The following is a 15,251-nucleotide window of genomic DNA, read 5'->3' as shown; positions in this document are numbered from 1 at the left end:
GGGCCGGGCGCCCGAGCCGGCCTCCCAGGGGCGGCCTTCCACCCTCCAGCCCTGGAAGGCCCCGCCCCGCGTCTTGGGGCCGGGGCGGTGCCGTCAGCAGGGGCTACGAGTCGTAGCCGTAGTAGCCGTCCAGCACGACGACCTTGCGCGTGGCCGGGTAGTAGAGGACGGCGCGCGTGTCGAACTCGTGGCAGTTGTGGCACGGCACGCCCTGCGTGTAGAGCCACGCCTGCACGGTGCCGCCGCCCGCGTAGGCATCAATCGCCTGGAGGAGCGCCGCGCCGTCGCCGTAGTAGTTGTTCGTGAAGAGGATGCTCTGCGCCAGGCCCGCGCGGTCGGTGTACGTGCCGCCCGCGACGTCCGGGAAGGACTGGTCCTGTTCGGCGACCTTGGCGACCACGCCCTGGATGGTGGTGGGCGAGGACGGGCAGGACGGCGTGCGGAACGCGGTGATGGGCTCCAGGCCGTGCCACGCGCCGTTGTTGGAGCCGAGGTTCCAGGCCACCCGGGCGGGCTCCAGCGCCGACGCGTCGATGGCCGTCAGCGACAGCGGCTGGGGCGTGCCCACGTCACACGCGTTGGCCACGTACAGGCAGCGCGTCACCTGGCGGTAGGTGCCACACGAGGAGAAGTCCGTCGTGCCCGTGGGCTTGTTCTGGACGCAGTCGTAGGTGGCGGGCTGGCAGCTGGGCGACGGCCAGACGTCGTACGCATCCCCGGTGGTGAGCGCCAGGCTGGTGACGCGCGCGACCACGCGGCCCGTCTTCTGCGCCGTGCCGCCGGCGGTGAGCGCGGCGTTGAACGTGAGCGGCGTGGTGTGCGGGTCCATCGCCTGGTGCATCGCCGTGTAGTTCCAGTCCAGGTTGAAGGTGTCCGCGTCCACGCGCGCCACGGTGGGCACGCCGTCCGGCGCCGTGACGGTGAGGGCGCTGGCCGCGGCGTCCACGCGGCCCCGGTAGACGAGCGGGTTGTTGCCGTTCACGACGTAGTAGGGCGTGACGTCCGACGACACCCACACGGAGTTGGAGCCCTGGAAGTCATAGAAGCGCGGGGCCACTTCGATGCGCGCGGTGTAGTGCGTGGGCGTGCCCGTGAAGGTGTCCACCGTCACGAACAGCGGCAGGCCGGACAGCACCGAGTTGAGCTCGTGGCCCTCCGGGAGCACCACCTCCAGCCGGCGCTCGCTGATGATGTTCGCCTCGCCGAAGGCGTCGTCGGGCACGTAGCTGAACACGTTGCTCAGGTAGCGGTTCGCCGTCGCGTGCAGCACGAGCGCGCGCACGCCGTTGCGCGTCTCGAAGGTGCCCAGCGTCTCGAAGCTCAGCGTGAGCGACCCCTCCGCCGCGTAGAGCCGCTCCACCGCCGTCGCGCCAGCGGTGGTGGTGCCCGTCGTCTCCACGGCTTCCGTGGACTCCACGGGGGCGGTGGGTTCGGCGACGGGGCCGCTACAAGCGGGCGCGGCGAACGCGACAAGACATGCAAGTCCAAGGGTACGGGAATTCAAGGCGGAGCCTCCGGGGTGGGGAAGCGCCGCATAGCATGTCCGGCTGACATGGGCGGAGGCGCCCAGGTGACAATGTGACAATGGGTGCACGCCCGGATTGAGGGAGGGCAATCAGTGACGGGGGGATGTGCAGGTTGGGTAGGGAGTGCCTGGAAGGCGGCCGCAGCCCGCTGGGCCACCTGAGTGATGCGGAGCTGCTGAAGGATTTGGCCCGGCGCTGGGTGAAGCGCGGCCAGGTCGTGCGCTTCGCCCCCCATTTCAGACGACCTGCTGCGGCGTGTCGCTGCGTCCGCCGACGTGCTGGTGGCGCAGACCGACGGCAGCATGCTGCACATTCGGGGCTTGGAGCCGTAGAAGGAGGTGAAAATCAGCGGGCTATGACAAGGAGACGCTGGCGCGCCCTGGCTCAGCCGAGCGACGCCGTCAGCGCTGGCTGCCAGACGCACGGGAGCGTGATGGTGAACGTGGAGCCGACGCCGGGCACGCTCTGAACCTGGATCGAACCGCCGTGCGACTCCGCAATCCTGCGGCTGATGTACAGGCCGAGCCCCATCCCGCCATAGTTCTTGGACACGCCGCGCTCGAAGCGCTCGAAGATGCGGCCTTGCTGCTCCGGGGCGATACCGATTCCGTGGTCCCTGACCACGAGCCGCGCGCTCCCGGCCTCCCCGCCGACGAAGACCTCGATGGGCTTGCCTGGCCCGAACTTGAGGGCGTTGTGGAGCACGTGGGTCACGACCTGCGCGAGCAGCGCGGCGTCCCACTGCCCCACCACCGGCGCGGCGCACGTGAAGGACACCCTGCAGCGGGCCGCGGTCAGCTCGGGCTCGAGGCGCTCCACCACCCTGCGCACCAGCGCGCCGAGCTCGACCTCGCCGCGCTTCAGCTCCAGCCGTCCCTGCGCGATGCGCGCCACGTCGAGGATCTCCCCGGTGAGCTGCTCGAGCCTGTCGGCTCTGCTCAGCACCCGGCTGAGGCTGCGGTTCAGCAACTCCGCCGAGACGGTCCTCCCGGCCGAGGCCGCGCGGAGCAGGCCCTCCACCGAAAGCCGGAGCGATGTCACCGGCGTGCGGAGCTCGTGCGAGGCCACGGTGAGGAACTCCTCCCGCAGGCGCAGCGCCCGCTGCGTCTCCGCGAGGAGGCGCGCGTTGTCGATGGCCAGCGCCGCGCGGCGGCCCAGCTCCACCGCCAGCTCCACGTCGGCCGTCCCGAACCAGTGCGGAGAGGCCGCCGCGAACGTCAACGCCCCGAGCGGCGTGTCTCGCGCGACCAGCGGCACGATGAGCACGCTCCGCGTGCCTATCTGGTGGATGAGCGCGGCGTGGTGTTCGTCCAGCGTGTAGGAGCGGATCTGCTCGTCGGAGAGGTCCGGCAGGTGGAGGATGGCCCCGCACTGGAGCACGCTCGTCACCGGCGTGGCCGTGCCGATGCGCGCGGGGTATCGCTCCGCAAGCTCACGCAGGAGCGGCTCCTTCCGCGGATCGCGGTGTGCGCCCGCCAGGCGCACGACCGTGCCCCCCTCGTTGAGGTCGATGATCGCCCAGTCGGCGAACGAGCGCGCGCACAGGCGGGTCAGCGCCTCGAACACGCCCACGTAGTCGAGCGTCGAGGAGATGAGCGCGGTCGCCTCTCCGAGCAGGAGCGCACGCCGCCCGGCCGTCTCGGCCTCCACGCGGCCGGCATGCTCGCGCTCGAGGAAGAGCGCGTTCTCGAGCGAGATGGCCGCCTGGGCCGCGAGCAGCTCGAGCGCCAGCAGGCGCTCGGGCGTGAAGCTGCCGGGGACGAGGTCGTTCTCGAGGTAGAGGAAGGCGACGACCTCCGCCTGCCTGCGGACGGGGAGGCAGAGGACTGACCGCGGGCGCGCCTGCGCGAAGTACGGGTCCCCCGAAAACCGCTCCGCGTCGGCGGCCGCGTCGGCAAGCAGCACGTGCTCCCGGGTCCGCTGCGCGTACTGCAGGATGGACGCCGGGACGCGTGCCGCCAGCGCTTGCGCGGCCGGGCTGAACAGCAGGCCCGGCGCCCCCTCCTCGTCCACGGCGGACTCGGCCGCGACCTCGAACTCGCCCTCGCGGGACAGGACCAGGAGGGCCCGGCGCGCCCCGCCTTGCTCGAGGACGACCCGCAAGAGCGTGCGCAAGAGCTGCTCGCGGACCATCTCCCCGGAGATGGTCTGCGAGGCCTTGACCACCGAGAGCAGGTCGAACTGCTCGGGTCGGGCCGCGAAGACGGCCGCGGGGCCGAGCGGAGGTGCCTCGTGAAGGTGCGCGTGGCGCTGTTCAAGCTGACTCACCTTCGCTTCCGCGCCCCACCGGGCGTAACAGTCTCGAGCGTCCCGAAGATAGGCAGCGGTGACGGTCACGAAGCGTCGCTCCCGGTAGAACGCTGCGGCAAGCTCGTTGGCCATGCCCTCCCAGTGGACGAAGCCGTTGGCCCGCGCCGCCCGGATGGCCTCCTCGTAGCGCCGCTCGGCCTGGAGCTCGTCTCCCGTGATTCGGGCGATCTCCGCGGACACGAGGGCGTGCTTCGTGAGGAAGTTCTCCGGGCAGCTCTGGGCCCAGAAGGCGAGCTTCTTGTTGTAGCCCTCGAGCGTCCTCGCGATCTCCCGCTGCTCTGCTTCCGCCCTCCGCGGGTGGATGCGGGCGAGCAGGAGGGCGTGAAAGTAATAGAAGGTCGCCTCCATGGGCATGGCCATCGCGGCGCTGAGCGTCCTCTTCGCTTCGTCCGCGTGATGGAGCGCCTTGGCATCGTCTCCCGCGAGATACGCCGTGATGAGCTTCATCATGTGGAAGAAGACGATGCCGCACCCGAAGGCTGCCTCGGCAATCTTCGCAAGGCACGGGGCCTCCTGGAACGCATCGTCCTCGAAGGAGGTATTCCCGCGGGTCTGTCCCTTCAGGCACGCGAGGAACTGCTGCTCCAGTCGGATCGTCTGGTAGACGGGCTCGTTGCGGGAGTCCCGTGCGAAGGCCGCGTAGCTCCGCGAGAACCTGATGACATCATCAATCGCATCGCCCCGCTCGATGGCCTGCCAGACGATCTCGAACGCGATGAAGTTCGCGAAGACCAGGTCGCCCGCATCCAGGCATGCGAGGAATCCCCGCTCCAGGATGGGGAAGTCCGTGGAGATGGGATGGCTCCAGAAATTGATGTGGTCGCCGTGGAGGTGCAGGACCGTGCCCCGTCGGCTGATGTCCCCGAGCTTCTGGTTGAGCCTGATGGACATCTCCGAGAACTCGTATGCGGCACGAGGGTCATCGTAGAGGGAGACGAGCATGAAGCCGTAGCAGCTGTACCCCACGCAGGACTCGTACGTGTGGCCGAACCGTAGGGAGTGATTGACGAGCTTCAGGATGATGAGCGGGAAGATCTGGGGCCTGCTGCCAATATAGGCGGCAGGGGCCACGTTCGAGAGCAGACCAATGATGGCCCTGACGCGCGGGTCGGTGGCCTCGGCGGCATCCGCGAGGTCCGCGATGCGGCGCCCGCCCAGGTTGACCTTGACTGCCTCCGCCTCGGCACGGGTCGCCTCGCTCAGCACCGCGGCGTCTTCGGGGATGTCCAAACCAAAGAACTGAAGGGCCTTGAGGCCCATCGCCACCGCCTCGTCGTATCTGCCCGCGACGTGGCAGAGCTTCAGGCGGAGTTCGTACACCGTGGACTTGTCGAAGTCGGTCCTCGCTCGGGCAAGGAGGAGGTCGAACAGGGCCTCGGCCTGCTCGAACGCGCCGCCCAGGTACTCGCACTCCGCGCGTTCGGTGAAGAGGGGAAACGCGAAGTCGTAGCGGGACTCCCAGGCATCCTCTGGCAGGAGGTCCGCCGCGACGGCGAGGAAGCTCCTCGCGGAGGCATAGGCGATGGATGCCTTCGCCTTCCTTCCAGCGAGGAAGTCGAGCCTCGCAAGCGCGTCCCTCTCCGCCGGGTCGGTGATGAGGGCGCGGCCGTGGTTGAGCTGGCTGACGACGTCGAAGATGCGCTCCTCGATGCTCCGTGCGTCCAGGCTCGCCAGCAGCAGGCGCCCGATCCGGAGATGGACGCCCTTCTTCCTCTCGTCCTCGATGAGCGCATAGGCCCCCTGCTGGACGCGGTCGTGCAGGAACGTGTAGACGTCGCCCTGCTGAAGCACCAGCCCTTCCCAGACCGCGTCCGAGAGCTCGCGCGCGGCCTGCTCGCCCGACTGGTTGGAGATGACGGCCAGGGTGTGCAGGTTCGTGGTGTTTCCGACGCACGCGGCGAGCTTCAACACCTCCTGTGTGGCAGGTGGGAGGCGTTTGAGCTTCCGCACCATGAGGTCGACGACGTTGTCGGTGAAGCCCTTGGCGTGGATCTTCGCCACGTCCCAGCGCCACCGAGCGGCGCCGCGGTCGAACTCCAGCAGGCCCTCCTCGTGGAGCGTGGTGAGGAACTGAATGGCGAAGAAGGGATTGCCGGCCGTCTTCTCGTGGACGAGGCGGGCCAGGGGCGCGGCGGAGCCGGGGGGGCAGTGCAGGGCATCTGCGATGAACTGTCCCAGATGCTCGACGGTGAGGGGGACGAGGACGATCTCGTGCACGAGCGCGCCGGACTTCCGGATGTTGTCGAGCGTGAGCGCGAGGGGGTGGGAGGGGCCCACCTCGTTGTCGCGGTACGCGCCCAGCAGGAGGAGGTAGCGGGTCTGCGGGTGGAGGACGAGGTCCTCGAGGAGCTTCAAGCTCCCGGAGTCGAGCCACTGGAGGTCGTCGAGGAACAGGGCGAGGGGGTGCTCCTTGCGCGCGAAGACGCTGATGAACTGGCGGAACACCCAGTGGAAGCGGTTCTGCGCCTCGAGCGGAGGGAGGGGAGGAGGCGCGGGCTGCGGGCCGAGGATCAGCTCCACGTGAGGAATGATGTCGATGATGAGCTGCGCGCTCGCGCCGAGCGCCTGCCGCAGCAGCTCCCTCCAGGCTGCCACGCTCGCTTCGCTTTCGGTGAGGATCTGCTCGATCAGCTCGGCGAACGCCTGGGCGAAGGTGGAGTACGGCACGTCGCGTCGGTACTGGTCGAACTTGCCGAAGATGAAGAACCCGCGCTCCTGCACGATGGGCCTGTGCAGCTCACGGACCAGCGAAGACTTGCCAATGCCAGAATACCCTGACACCAGTACGAGCTCCGGGGTCCCCCGCTCGACGGCCCGCTCGAAGGCACGAAGGAGCTCGGTGAGTTCGGCCTCGCGGCCATAGAACTTGTGGGGAAGCTCGAAGCGGTCCGAGACATCGTGCGTTCCCAGGGCAAAGGGCACGAGCGTGCCTCTCGCCTGCCAGTCGGACAGACAGCGCTCGAGGTCGTGCTGGAGCCCGCGCGCGGTCTGGTACCGCTCCTCCGCCAGCTTGGCCAGGAGCTTGAGGACGAGGTCCGAGAGGACGCCCGGAAGGACGGGAACGAGCGCGGAAGGGGCGGGCGGGGTGCGGGCAACGTGGCAGTGCACCCATTCCAGGGGATCGCGCGCATCGAAGGGGAGGCGCCCCGTGAGCAGTTCGTAGAAGGTGACGCCGAGGGCGTAGAGGTCGGAGCGGCTGTCGACGGAGCGGTTCATCCAGCCCGTCTGCTCTGGCGACATGTAGGGGAGCGACCCCTCGATGATCCGAGTGGCGCGGGGAGGGGGCTGCGCACGTGTGCTGCGCGCGGCGATGCTGAAGTTCCAGACCTTGAGCTCGCCACTCCCGGGGGCGAAGAGGATGTTTCCCGGCTTGATCTCCTTGTGGATGACGCCTCGCTCGTGGATGTCAGCGACAACCCCGGCCAGACGCACTGCCAGGCGAAGGAAGTCCCCGACGGGCATCGGCGCGCCCACGAGCTTCTCAAGCGGAGCGCCCGGGAAGTCCTCGAACTCGAGCGCCGGCCGCCCCTCGAACGTCGAGAGGGCGAGCGGCTCGACGACGGCCAGGCCCGCGAGCGCACGCCCCACCTCGTATTCCTTCCTCAGCCGCTCGAGGTCCTGCGGGCGGCTGTGCTCAGGCTCAAGGACCTTGAGGAGGATCGCGCGTCCATCGGTGGTACGCACGGCATGGTGGACGGTCGCCCGGTGCCCCGCCTGGAGCCGATCGCCCAACGCATACGCCTGGAGCTCTGGTTTCATTGTCCTCCCGATACCCCCAAGGTAATCAGGCTGGTGCCGCCCCTCCGGGGACGACAACGGCGACCCGAGCCACGCATGGGAAAGACGGGGCCCTGTTGAGGGGGCGTGCTGGTGCGGAGAGGGAGGAGGGGAGGTCCGCTGACGGGAGCCCAAGGGCCGCGCGCCGGGCCGGCGGAGAGGTGGTGGCGTCCCCTGGCAGGCTGCTGAAGGCGTCAGGCGGGCATGAGCCGGCTACGAACAGCTTGGCCGACCCGACTGCGATCCATGACCCCGGCCCGTTACACGCCCCAGCAGTCCGGTTGGCGGCGCACGACGTGGACGCGCGAGTTGCTGGCGCGCGAGAAGTGGAGCGTCGCGGCCGGGTGCGGGTGTCGCCCGCGACGATGGGACGCGCGCTGGCCTCGGTGGGCGCACGTCGCAAGCGGCCTCGGCGCGTTGAGCTTGTCCGCCAGCCCCTTCAGCGCCGGCTGCCACAGCGACTTGCGCAGCGCGATGCCCCGGGCGTCCGCCTTGTCGAGGCCGCAGACCGCGCGAACGATGTCTTCCTTTGCGCCGCAGAAGAGGTCAAGCCCCTGATGGCCATCGGCGCGAATTTCCTGCTCCAGCCACGGTAGCTCAGAGGGTGTTGTCGAACCCTCATGCAGGGGAGAGCCGCTGCGGCATCCTCCTCGTTCCAGGCTCCTGCTTTGATACTCTTGAGACCTCAAACCCTACTTTCTCGGGCGCGCTCAGATGTCACACGCGCCCTTGCTTACCTCGTAGCCGCCTGGAATGCTTGACGTGAAAAGCCCGGCGCCCGCGAGGGTTTGCCGGGCTTTTCCGTGAAGTACGAAGCCTCTGGGGATCCTCGTCCATTCCTGCTTAGGTCCCGGACAACAGCGCACACCTCGCGTGTGGCTGCCTTCACCCCACGCATCCTCCTCCTCCCCCGAGGCCCCATGTCCCACCGGACGTTTTCTGTCTCCCGACCGCGCAACGCGGCGGCGGTGCTCTTGCTCGTGCTGCTCGCGACCCCCCCCGCTGCCGCCCGTGGGCGCTACTACAACCACTCCGGCAGCATCGAAACGAGTCATCCCGACTGGTTGAGCTGGATGCCCGGCTCGGCGAGCCTCGCTTCCCTGTCGCTGCCGGGCACCCATGACTCCATGGCGTTCACCTCGACGGGCGGCGACCTCACCCAGACCCAATCCCTGAGCCTGAGGGCCCAACTGGACGCGGGGCTCCGGGCCTTGGACATCCGGTGTCGCCACATTGGCGACCGGTTCGCCATCCACCATGGCGTCGTCTACCTGAACGCCAACTTCGACGACGTGTTGACGACCACCACCCAGTTCCTGCGCGACCATCCCGGCGAAACCATTCTCATGCGGGTGAAGGAGGAACACACCCCGGACGGCAATAGCCGGAGCTTCCAACAGACCTTCGAGTGGTATCGCAACCAGCCCGCCTACAGTCCCTATGTCTGGCGAGGCACCCATGTGCCCACGCTCGGGGAGGTGCGCGGCAAGATTGTCATCCTGGACAACTTCGGCGGTGGAGCCTACGGCGTGACCTGGGGTTCGCTGGCCCTCCAGGATGACTGGACCGTGTCCACGATCTTCGACATCGACAACAAGTGGGACAAGGTCCGGGACCACCTGGGGCGGACGAACGCGGGGGCCCCTCCCACGCTTTATGTGAACTTCCTCAGTGGCTCCTCCGTGGCGGCCTTCCCCAACGTGGTGGCCGGAGGCGATGGAATGGCCATCCGGGGTGTCAATGACTACGCCATCGACCACCTGGTGGGCGGCAACGTCCAGCGCGCGGGGGTCCTGATGATGGACTTCCCGGGGGCGGGGCTGATTGACGCCATCCTGGCCCTCAACTACCGGCTGCTCCCCTCCGCCAGCATCCTGCCTGGCGATTTCGGCACCGCCTTCCGGAACATCTCCTACACCCTGGGCGGCGACGCCCAGGCCCGCTGGTATGGCATCCATGCGTTTCTCCAGAATGCCGCCCCGGGGCGCCTCTGGCATGCCCTGGCCTTGAAGGGAAGCTGGGCCGGTTGGATGCACACGGATGGAAGCTACGTCCAATCCGACACCATGGATGACTACACACACCTCGCCTTCACCTCGCGGACGGTGACGAGCGCGGTGAGCAACGGCTTCCTGGGCAGCTTCGTGAACTCCCAGCTCGGAGCCTTCTCGGGTGGCACGGGCGACCGCGCCGCCCAACTGCACGGCCGGGTGAGCTCACGCTTCCCCTTCCAGCTCTGGAGCGTGGTGGTGAAGAAGTCACCCGGGGGGCTCAGCAACTGGGCGTACTCGGACTACGGGACGGGCTACAAGGCGACGCAGGGGGACTACACGTATGCCGTCCAGGCCTACTCCGCCGCGGATGGGGTGTACCTCTACGAGCATGGCCAGTTCGAAGGCAACATCCTGCATCTCACCTCCGGCGTCGGCTTCCTGGGCGACCTGGGCTTCGATGACATCCTGTCCTCCGTGAGGATCCTCGGCCCCTATCGCGCGACCCTCTGCGAACACCCCTCGCGGACGGGCAGGTGCCTCAGCACCACCCAGAGCGTGGGCGACATCAACTCCGTCGCTGGAGGCCCGTGGAACGACCAGGTCTCCTCTGCGGGTATCGACTTCGTCGGAGTCCGCTGAGCCTTCCAGGAGTCTCCAGGTTCAAGACAAGCCCGCGAGCACACCCTCGCGCGGAGGGCGCCGCGACTCCCGACGCCCTCCGCCGTCCCCGGGCGGCCAGCCGGCGGAGGAGCTCGAGTCCGGTGAACCGCAGGTGCGTCGCCCCATCCGGCAGGGCCCGCTTCGACCCCAGCCGCGGCAGCCCCCTCAACCGGGCTGCCGCCTCAAACTGATCCTGCACCCGGTGACAATGGGGTTACGACGACTTCGTGAAGGACTCGCTCCAGGACGGGGCCGCCTTCCGGATGAGCTCCATGAACTCCGCCGGGAGGTCGTCGGACCCGGTGAGCGGGCGGACCTCCATCACGTCGTCATTGCCCATGCCGCCGGGGTAGCGGCGGGCCCACGCGATGGCCTCCTCCTTCGACTTCACCTCCAGCACGTAGAAGCCCCCGATGAGTTCCTTCGTCTCCGCGAAGGGGCCGTCCTTCACGACGGGGTCGCCGCCCTTGAAGACGACGTGCGCGCCGGCCGAGGACGCACTGAGGCCCTCGGAGGCCACCAGCACGCCGGCCTTGTGCATCTCCTCGTTGAATTTCATCTGCGCGATGAAGACCTTTTCGTCGAAGGGCGCGTCGGCCGGGGCGGGCGTGGGCTCCGGGCGGGACGAGCGGGGAATGAGCATGAAGCGCATGGGGTGACTCCTTCTTCGCGGGCGACGAACGATGGGCGGAGGAATCGACAGGGCTCGCCATTTTCTTCACTGGAGGGTGTCGGGGATCTCCGCGAGCGGCAGGAAGCCCCAGCGGGCGCGCTCGGCGTCGGTGACGCTGGGGTCCATGGTGTGCAGGCGCATGGGGCCGGGCGGCGTGCCGGGGGTGCCCCGGTACTGGGTGCCGAAGCGCTGCGGGCGCTCCGCCTTCATCAGCCAGCGGTCCCACGCGGCGGCGGCGAGCCACAGGCCGTCCGGGTGGCCCACCTTCGCGGCCTCCACGCCCATCTGGCGGGCCAGGGCGTAGTCTTCCAGGGTGTTGCCGTGCTGGAAGACGAAGCCCGCGCCGATGAAGTCCGCGCCCGTCTTCAGGGCCTTCGCGGCGATGAGCGCCTTCACGCGCTCGCGCCGGGCCAGGTCGCGCGCGACGAGCCGCCGGAAGTCGTCCTGGGTCGACTTGGGCCCCAGCGCCATGCGGTCGCCCTGGTCCTCCGCGAAGAGCTGCTTCAACTCCGGGTTCGAGCCGGGGAAGGGGTCCGGCATCGACGGGATGCGCTGGAGCAGCGCGGTGAAGCCCGGGTCGTCGCGCAGCGGGGCCAGGTCCTCGTCCTTCTTCAGGGCCTCCACGTCGCGCAGCTCCGGCAGGCCCAGCTCCGCCCCGCGCGTGAGCCAGGTGAGGGCCTGGGCCGGCTGCCCGGCCTGGAGCGCCGCGTAGGCGGCGGCGTTGGCGACCTTGGGGTTGCGGTTGCCGTGGCTCCACACGCTCTCGAAGAGGGCCAGCGCCTCAGGGAGCTTCCCCTTCGACGCGAGCCCCTGCGCGCGCCGGGCGTCCAGCGTTCCCGGCATGGGGGCCACCGGGGGGGCCAGCAGGGGCAGCTCCTGCACGGCGGCGGGTGTCGCCTGGGCCGTGGCGGCTGGAGCGGATTCAACGGCGGGGGCCGGGGCGTGAGCACAGCCCGCGGCGGTGAGGAAGAGCAGGGCGGAAGCGAGGATTCGCATGGCGCGCGACTCTAGCCGCGCCTGGGTCGACCGGGCGACGGGGCGGGCCCCGGCAGGGTGTGCCCGGTGGGTGGCCGGACACGCCCCCCGGGGTCGGACCCGGGTGGTAGACCTGGACGGGCCATGGACGATTCCACCGACAGGGACGGCGACCGACGCCGGGAGCCACGCAAGCCCAAGCCACCCCGCAAGGTGTCGCAGCGCTATCTGGAGAATGCCGCGCTGCACTACCTCAAGCGCTACTCGGCCACGGTCAGCCAGTTGAAGCGCGTGCTGATGCGCAGGGTGGACCGCTCGGTGAAGGCCCACGGCACCGACCGCAAGGAGGCCGTGGGGTGGGTGGACGCGCTCGCGGAGAAGCTCATCCGCAACAACCTCATCAACGATGGGGCCTATGCGCGGACCAAGGCGCACTCGCTGCGCGCTTCGGGCCGCAGCGCGCGCGTCATCACCCAGAAGCTGCGCATGAAGGGCGTGGCCCCGGAGCTGGTGCAGGAGAAGCTGGCGGAGGCCACCGAGGACGTGTCCGAGGACGCCGCCGCCCTCATCTGGGCGCGCAAGAAGCGGCTGGGCCCCTTCCGGCGGGACCCCAGCACGCGCGCGGACAACCGCCAGCGGGACCTGGCGGCGCTCGCGCGCGCGGGCTTCTCCTTCGCCATCGCGAAGCGGATCATCGACGGAACGGCTGACGACGCGCCGCTCCGCCGCTGAGCCGCTCGGGCCCGCGCTACTCCTGGAGCTGCGTGACGGACAGCGCCGGGTCGCTGGCGATGTCGGCCTCCGTGAAGCGCATCTGCACCCACTGCTTCTGGGAGAACATCGCCGTCTGGTCCGCGTACCAGGGCGAGGCCGGGTTGCTGGACTGGGAGTAGGTGAGGACGGACTTCGCCACGGGCCCCGCGTCGGTGAAGGACACGGCCATGATGAAGCTGGAGCCGAGGATGGGCTCGTAGGTGCCGTCCGGCAGCAGGCGGTTGGACATCTGGTTGAAGCAGCCCTCGTCGTGGCTGCAGCCGTGGATGGGGATGAACACGCCGTTCTTCTGCTTGCCCTGCACGGAGCCCGTCGCCGCGTCCGGGGCGATGTTCCGCTCGCGCAGCGTGCGCACGGCGGTGCCCAGCGCCTGGGCCACCTGCGGGTGCAGGGTGTTGAGCACGCGGGGCGTGTTGAGCGGGTCCTCGGCGTTGAAGGGGATGAGGTACGGGCCGCCCGTCACCGCGACCGCGTTGAACATGAACACGCGCCACAGCAGCTCGCCGCGGCTGTCCAGGTTGCCCTTCAGGTCCCACTGCGCGAGCACGGGGCAGGCGGGGCGCAGGTCCTCGAAGGTGCCGTCCGCCATCAGCACGAAGGGCGTGCGGCGGCACAGCGACACCGCGGCGTCGCGCAGCAGCTCCCCGGAGTAGGCGCGGTTGTTGAGCATCACCGTCTGGAGTTGCTCCAGCGTGAAGCGCTGGCCCTCCAGGCCGTCGGTGCCCGCCAGCCGGCCCTGCACCATCTTCAGGCCCAGCCGGGTGCGCAGGCTGCGCACGTTCTTCTCCCCGCCCAGGATGCGCGGGAAGCCGGTGAGCGGAGATGCGGGGTTGGGCAGCCAGTAGCTGTCATTGGAGTTGGTGACGTAGTCGTCGCGCGTGACGCGCGGCAGGCGCGAGGGCCCCAGGATGCCCGGCTCCACCGCGTCCGCGTCGGTGCCCCACGCGCAGTCGGAGCGCGAGCCGTCCAGCACCGGCAGCCCCGCGGACTGGAGGATGAGCAGCGGGATGGGGGACAGCACGCAGCGGGCGAGGTGCGCGTTGGTGACGTGCGGCACGACGCCCTGGTCCGCGTAGAACGAGCGGCCCTGCGCGTCCGCCGCCAGCGTGTTCACCCACGGGATGCCCTGCCAGGTGTCCTGTGCCTGCCGCAACTCCTCCACGTTGGTGGCGCGGTCCATGGCGAAGAAGGCGTCCAGCACGCGCAGGTTGGAGGCGTTGGCGTCGGCGAACGCGTAGCCGGTGAGCCCGTTCCAGGTCATCAGGCCGGCGGGGTACTCCAGCATCGGGCCCAGGTGCGAGCGGTAGAAGGTGTGCTGCCGCGAGGAGAGCGAACCGTCCGGCTCGCGCGCCTGCACCGTCACCGTCTGCGTGGTCATCTGGCGCAGCTGTCCGTCGAACAGGTAGGTGGTGGGGCTGCCGGGGACGAGCTTCAACTCGAACGGCGTGAAGCGGTACGCGGTGGAGACGGTGTGGCTCCAGGCCAGCGTGTCGTTGTGGCCGATGAGGATGGCGGGCACGCCCACGAGGCTGACGCCGCTGACGTTGAGCTTGCCGGGCACGGTGAGGTGCGCCTGGTAGAAGCGCTCCGAGCCCTCCCAGGGGAAGTGCGGGTTGGCCAGCACCATGCCCTTGCCGTTGCGCGTGGCCTGGCTCCCGAGGCCGAAGGCGTTGCTGCCCAGGCCCAGGGACTCCGAGTGGGGAAAGACATTGCGGTCCAGGCTCGCGGGCACGGGCAGCGGCAGGGGCAGCGAGCCGTCCGGCAGGAGCGCCGGGGGCTTCGCGTCCACCAGCGCGTCCAGGAAGAAGCCGGAGCTGGCGAAGAGGCTGAGCTGGTAATAGCGCAGGTACAGGTCGTGCTCGGTGATGGGGCGCACCCAGGCGGCGCCCCGGCAGCGCGGATCCGGCAGCGCGTCCACGCCCGTCTCACGCAGGTAGCGGTTGATGCCGGCGGCGTAGCCGCGCACCAGCTCGCGCGCGTCCTGGGAGGGGCCCAGCGGCGCGGGCTTCGCGAGCAGCGCGTCCACGGTGCCGGCGTCCACGATGGACTGGTAGAAGAAGTCGCTCTTCAGGTTGATCAGGTCGCCGCCCAGCGGCGCCGGGTAGGTGGCGTCCGGCCCGAAGTAGCGCGAGCGCTGCGCGTTCACCGTCACCAGCACGTCCGCCAGCTCGCAGAAGTTGTCCTGCGCGAACGCGTAGCCGTAGCCGTAGCCCAGGCTGGCGAAGTCGTCCGCCAGCACGTGGGGGATGCCGTGCGCGGTGCGCCGGACGGTGGCGGAGAAGCTGCCCGCGCCCAGCTTCACCGTCGCCAGGGTCTCGGCCGGGGGCGGCGTCGCGCGCGGCTCACAGGCGGTGGCCAGGAGCAGCGCCGCCAGCGGCAGCAGCCGGGCACCCCGGTTCCTTCCATCACGTCCAACCATCGAGGGACTCCCTTCACGGAAGAGGAGAAATTCCCTCCTATTTGTAAGAACCGAGCCTTCCTGGATCGCGCGGTGGGAAGGAAGTCGGTCGACGCGTCGGACGACGTGTCGACCGACTTCCTTCCCACCGCGCGATCCAGGAA

Annotated in this window: 7 protein-coding genes; 2 read left to right on the top strand and 5 right to left on the bottom strand. The window is 69.4% G+C overall.

The features are described from left to right. Positions 1 to 103: 103 nt before the first annotated feature. Together D7X12_RS29290 and D7X12_RS29285 are read right to left on the bottom strand one after the other, a co-directional pair. Entirely contained in the window at positions 104 to 1,504 is a 1,401-nt protein-coding gene (locus D7X12_RS29290; protein WP_120628552.1) for a hypothetical protein, read from the bottom strand. Positions 1,505 to 1,910: 406 nt separating this feature from the next. Next, positions 1,911 to 7,595: a sensor histidine kinase gene (locus D7X12_RS29285; protein WP_120628551.1), complete on the bottom strand. Its 5,685-nt coding sequence runs from the start codon at positions 7,593 to 7,595 to the stop codon at positions 1,911 to 1,913. Positions 7,596 to 8,533: 938 nt separating this feature from the next. Here D7X12_RS29285 and D7X12_RS29280 point away from each other — a divergent pair. Beyond that, entirely contained in the window at positions 8,534 to 10,246 is a 1,713-nt protein-coding gene (locus D7X12_RS29280) for a phosphatidylinositol-specific phospholipase C domain-containing protein (protein WP_120628550.1), read from the top strand. A gap of 235 nt (positions 10,247 to 10,481) precedes the next feature. Here the strand turns inward: D7X12_RS29280 and D7X12_RS29275 are convergent, their stop codons facing one another. Further along, entirely contained in the window at positions 10,482 to 10,919 is a 438-nt protein-coding gene (locus D7X12_RS29275) for a YciI family protein (protein ID WP_120628549.1), read from the bottom strand. A gap of 66 nt (positions 10,920 to 10,985) precedes the next feature. Continuing rightward, on the bottom strand, positions 10,986 to 11,936 hold the full coding sequence (locus tag D7X12_RS29270) for a tetratricopeptide repeat protein (RefSeq protein ID WP_120628548.1): 951 nt from the start codon (positions 11,934 to 11,936) through the stop codon (positions 10,986 to 10,988). Between the two features lie 123 nt (positions 11,937 to 12,059). On the opposite strand from D7X12_RS29270, the gene D7X12_RS29265 reads away from it, so the two are divergent. Further along, the gene (locus D7X12_RS29265) at positions 12,060 to 12,647 is read left to right on the top strand and encodes a regulatory protein RecX (protein WP_120628547.1); all 588 of its coding nucleotides are present in this window, start codon (positions 12,060 to 12,062) and stop codon (positions 12,645 to 12,647) included. A 16-nt stretch (positions 12,648 to 12,663) separates the two neighbouring features. On the opposite strand, the gene D7X12_RS29260 is transcribed toward D7X12_RS29265, so the two are convergent. Further along, the gene (locus tag D7X12_RS29260) at positions 12,664 to 15,108 is read right to left on the bottom strand and encodes an acylase (RefSeq protein WP_120628546.1); all 2,445 of its coding nucleotides are present in this window, start codon (positions 15,106 to 15,108) and stop codon (positions 12,664 to 12,666) included. Between the last annotated feature and the right edge of the window lie 143 nt (positions 15,109 to 15,251).

This window comes from Corallococcus sicarius (assembly GCF_003611735.1).
GTDB classification, from domain to species: domain Bacteria; phylum Myxococcota; class Myxococcia; order Myxococcales; family Myxococcaceae; genus Corallococcus; species Corallococcus sicarius.
Note: the sequence above shows the minus strand (reverse complement) of the source record. Positions and strands in the feature narration are given on the sequence as shown.

What these genes read in the sequence shown, in the direction of transcription:
- D7X12_RS29285 (WP_120628551.1), bottom strand. Translation starts at nt 7,595, where the DNA reads ATGAAACCAGAGCTCCAGGCGTATGCGTTGGGCGATCGGCTCCAGGCG.
- D7X12_RS29280 (WP_120628550.1), top strand. Translation starts at nt 8,534, where the DNA reads ATGTCCCACCGGACGTTTTCTGTCTCCCGACCGCGCAACGCGGCGGCG.
- D7X12_RS29275 (WP_120628549.1), bottom strand. Translation starts at nt 10,919, where the DNA reads ATGCGCTTCATGCTCATTCCCCGCTCGTCCCGCCCGGAGCCCACGCCC.
- D7X12_RS29270 (WP_120628548.1), bottom strand. Translation starts at nt 11,936, where the DNA reads ATGCGAATCCTCGCTTCCGCCCTGCTCTTCCTCACCGCCGCGGGCTGT.
- D7X12_RS29265 (WP_120628547.1), top strand. Translation starts at nt 12,060, where the DNA reads ATGGACGATTCCACCGACAGGGACGGCGACCGACGCCGGGAGCCACGC.
- D7X12_RS29260 (WP_120628546.1), bottom strand. Translation starts at nt 15,108, where the DNA reads ATGGTTGGACGTGATGGAAGGAACCGGGGTGCCCGGCTGCTGCCGCTG.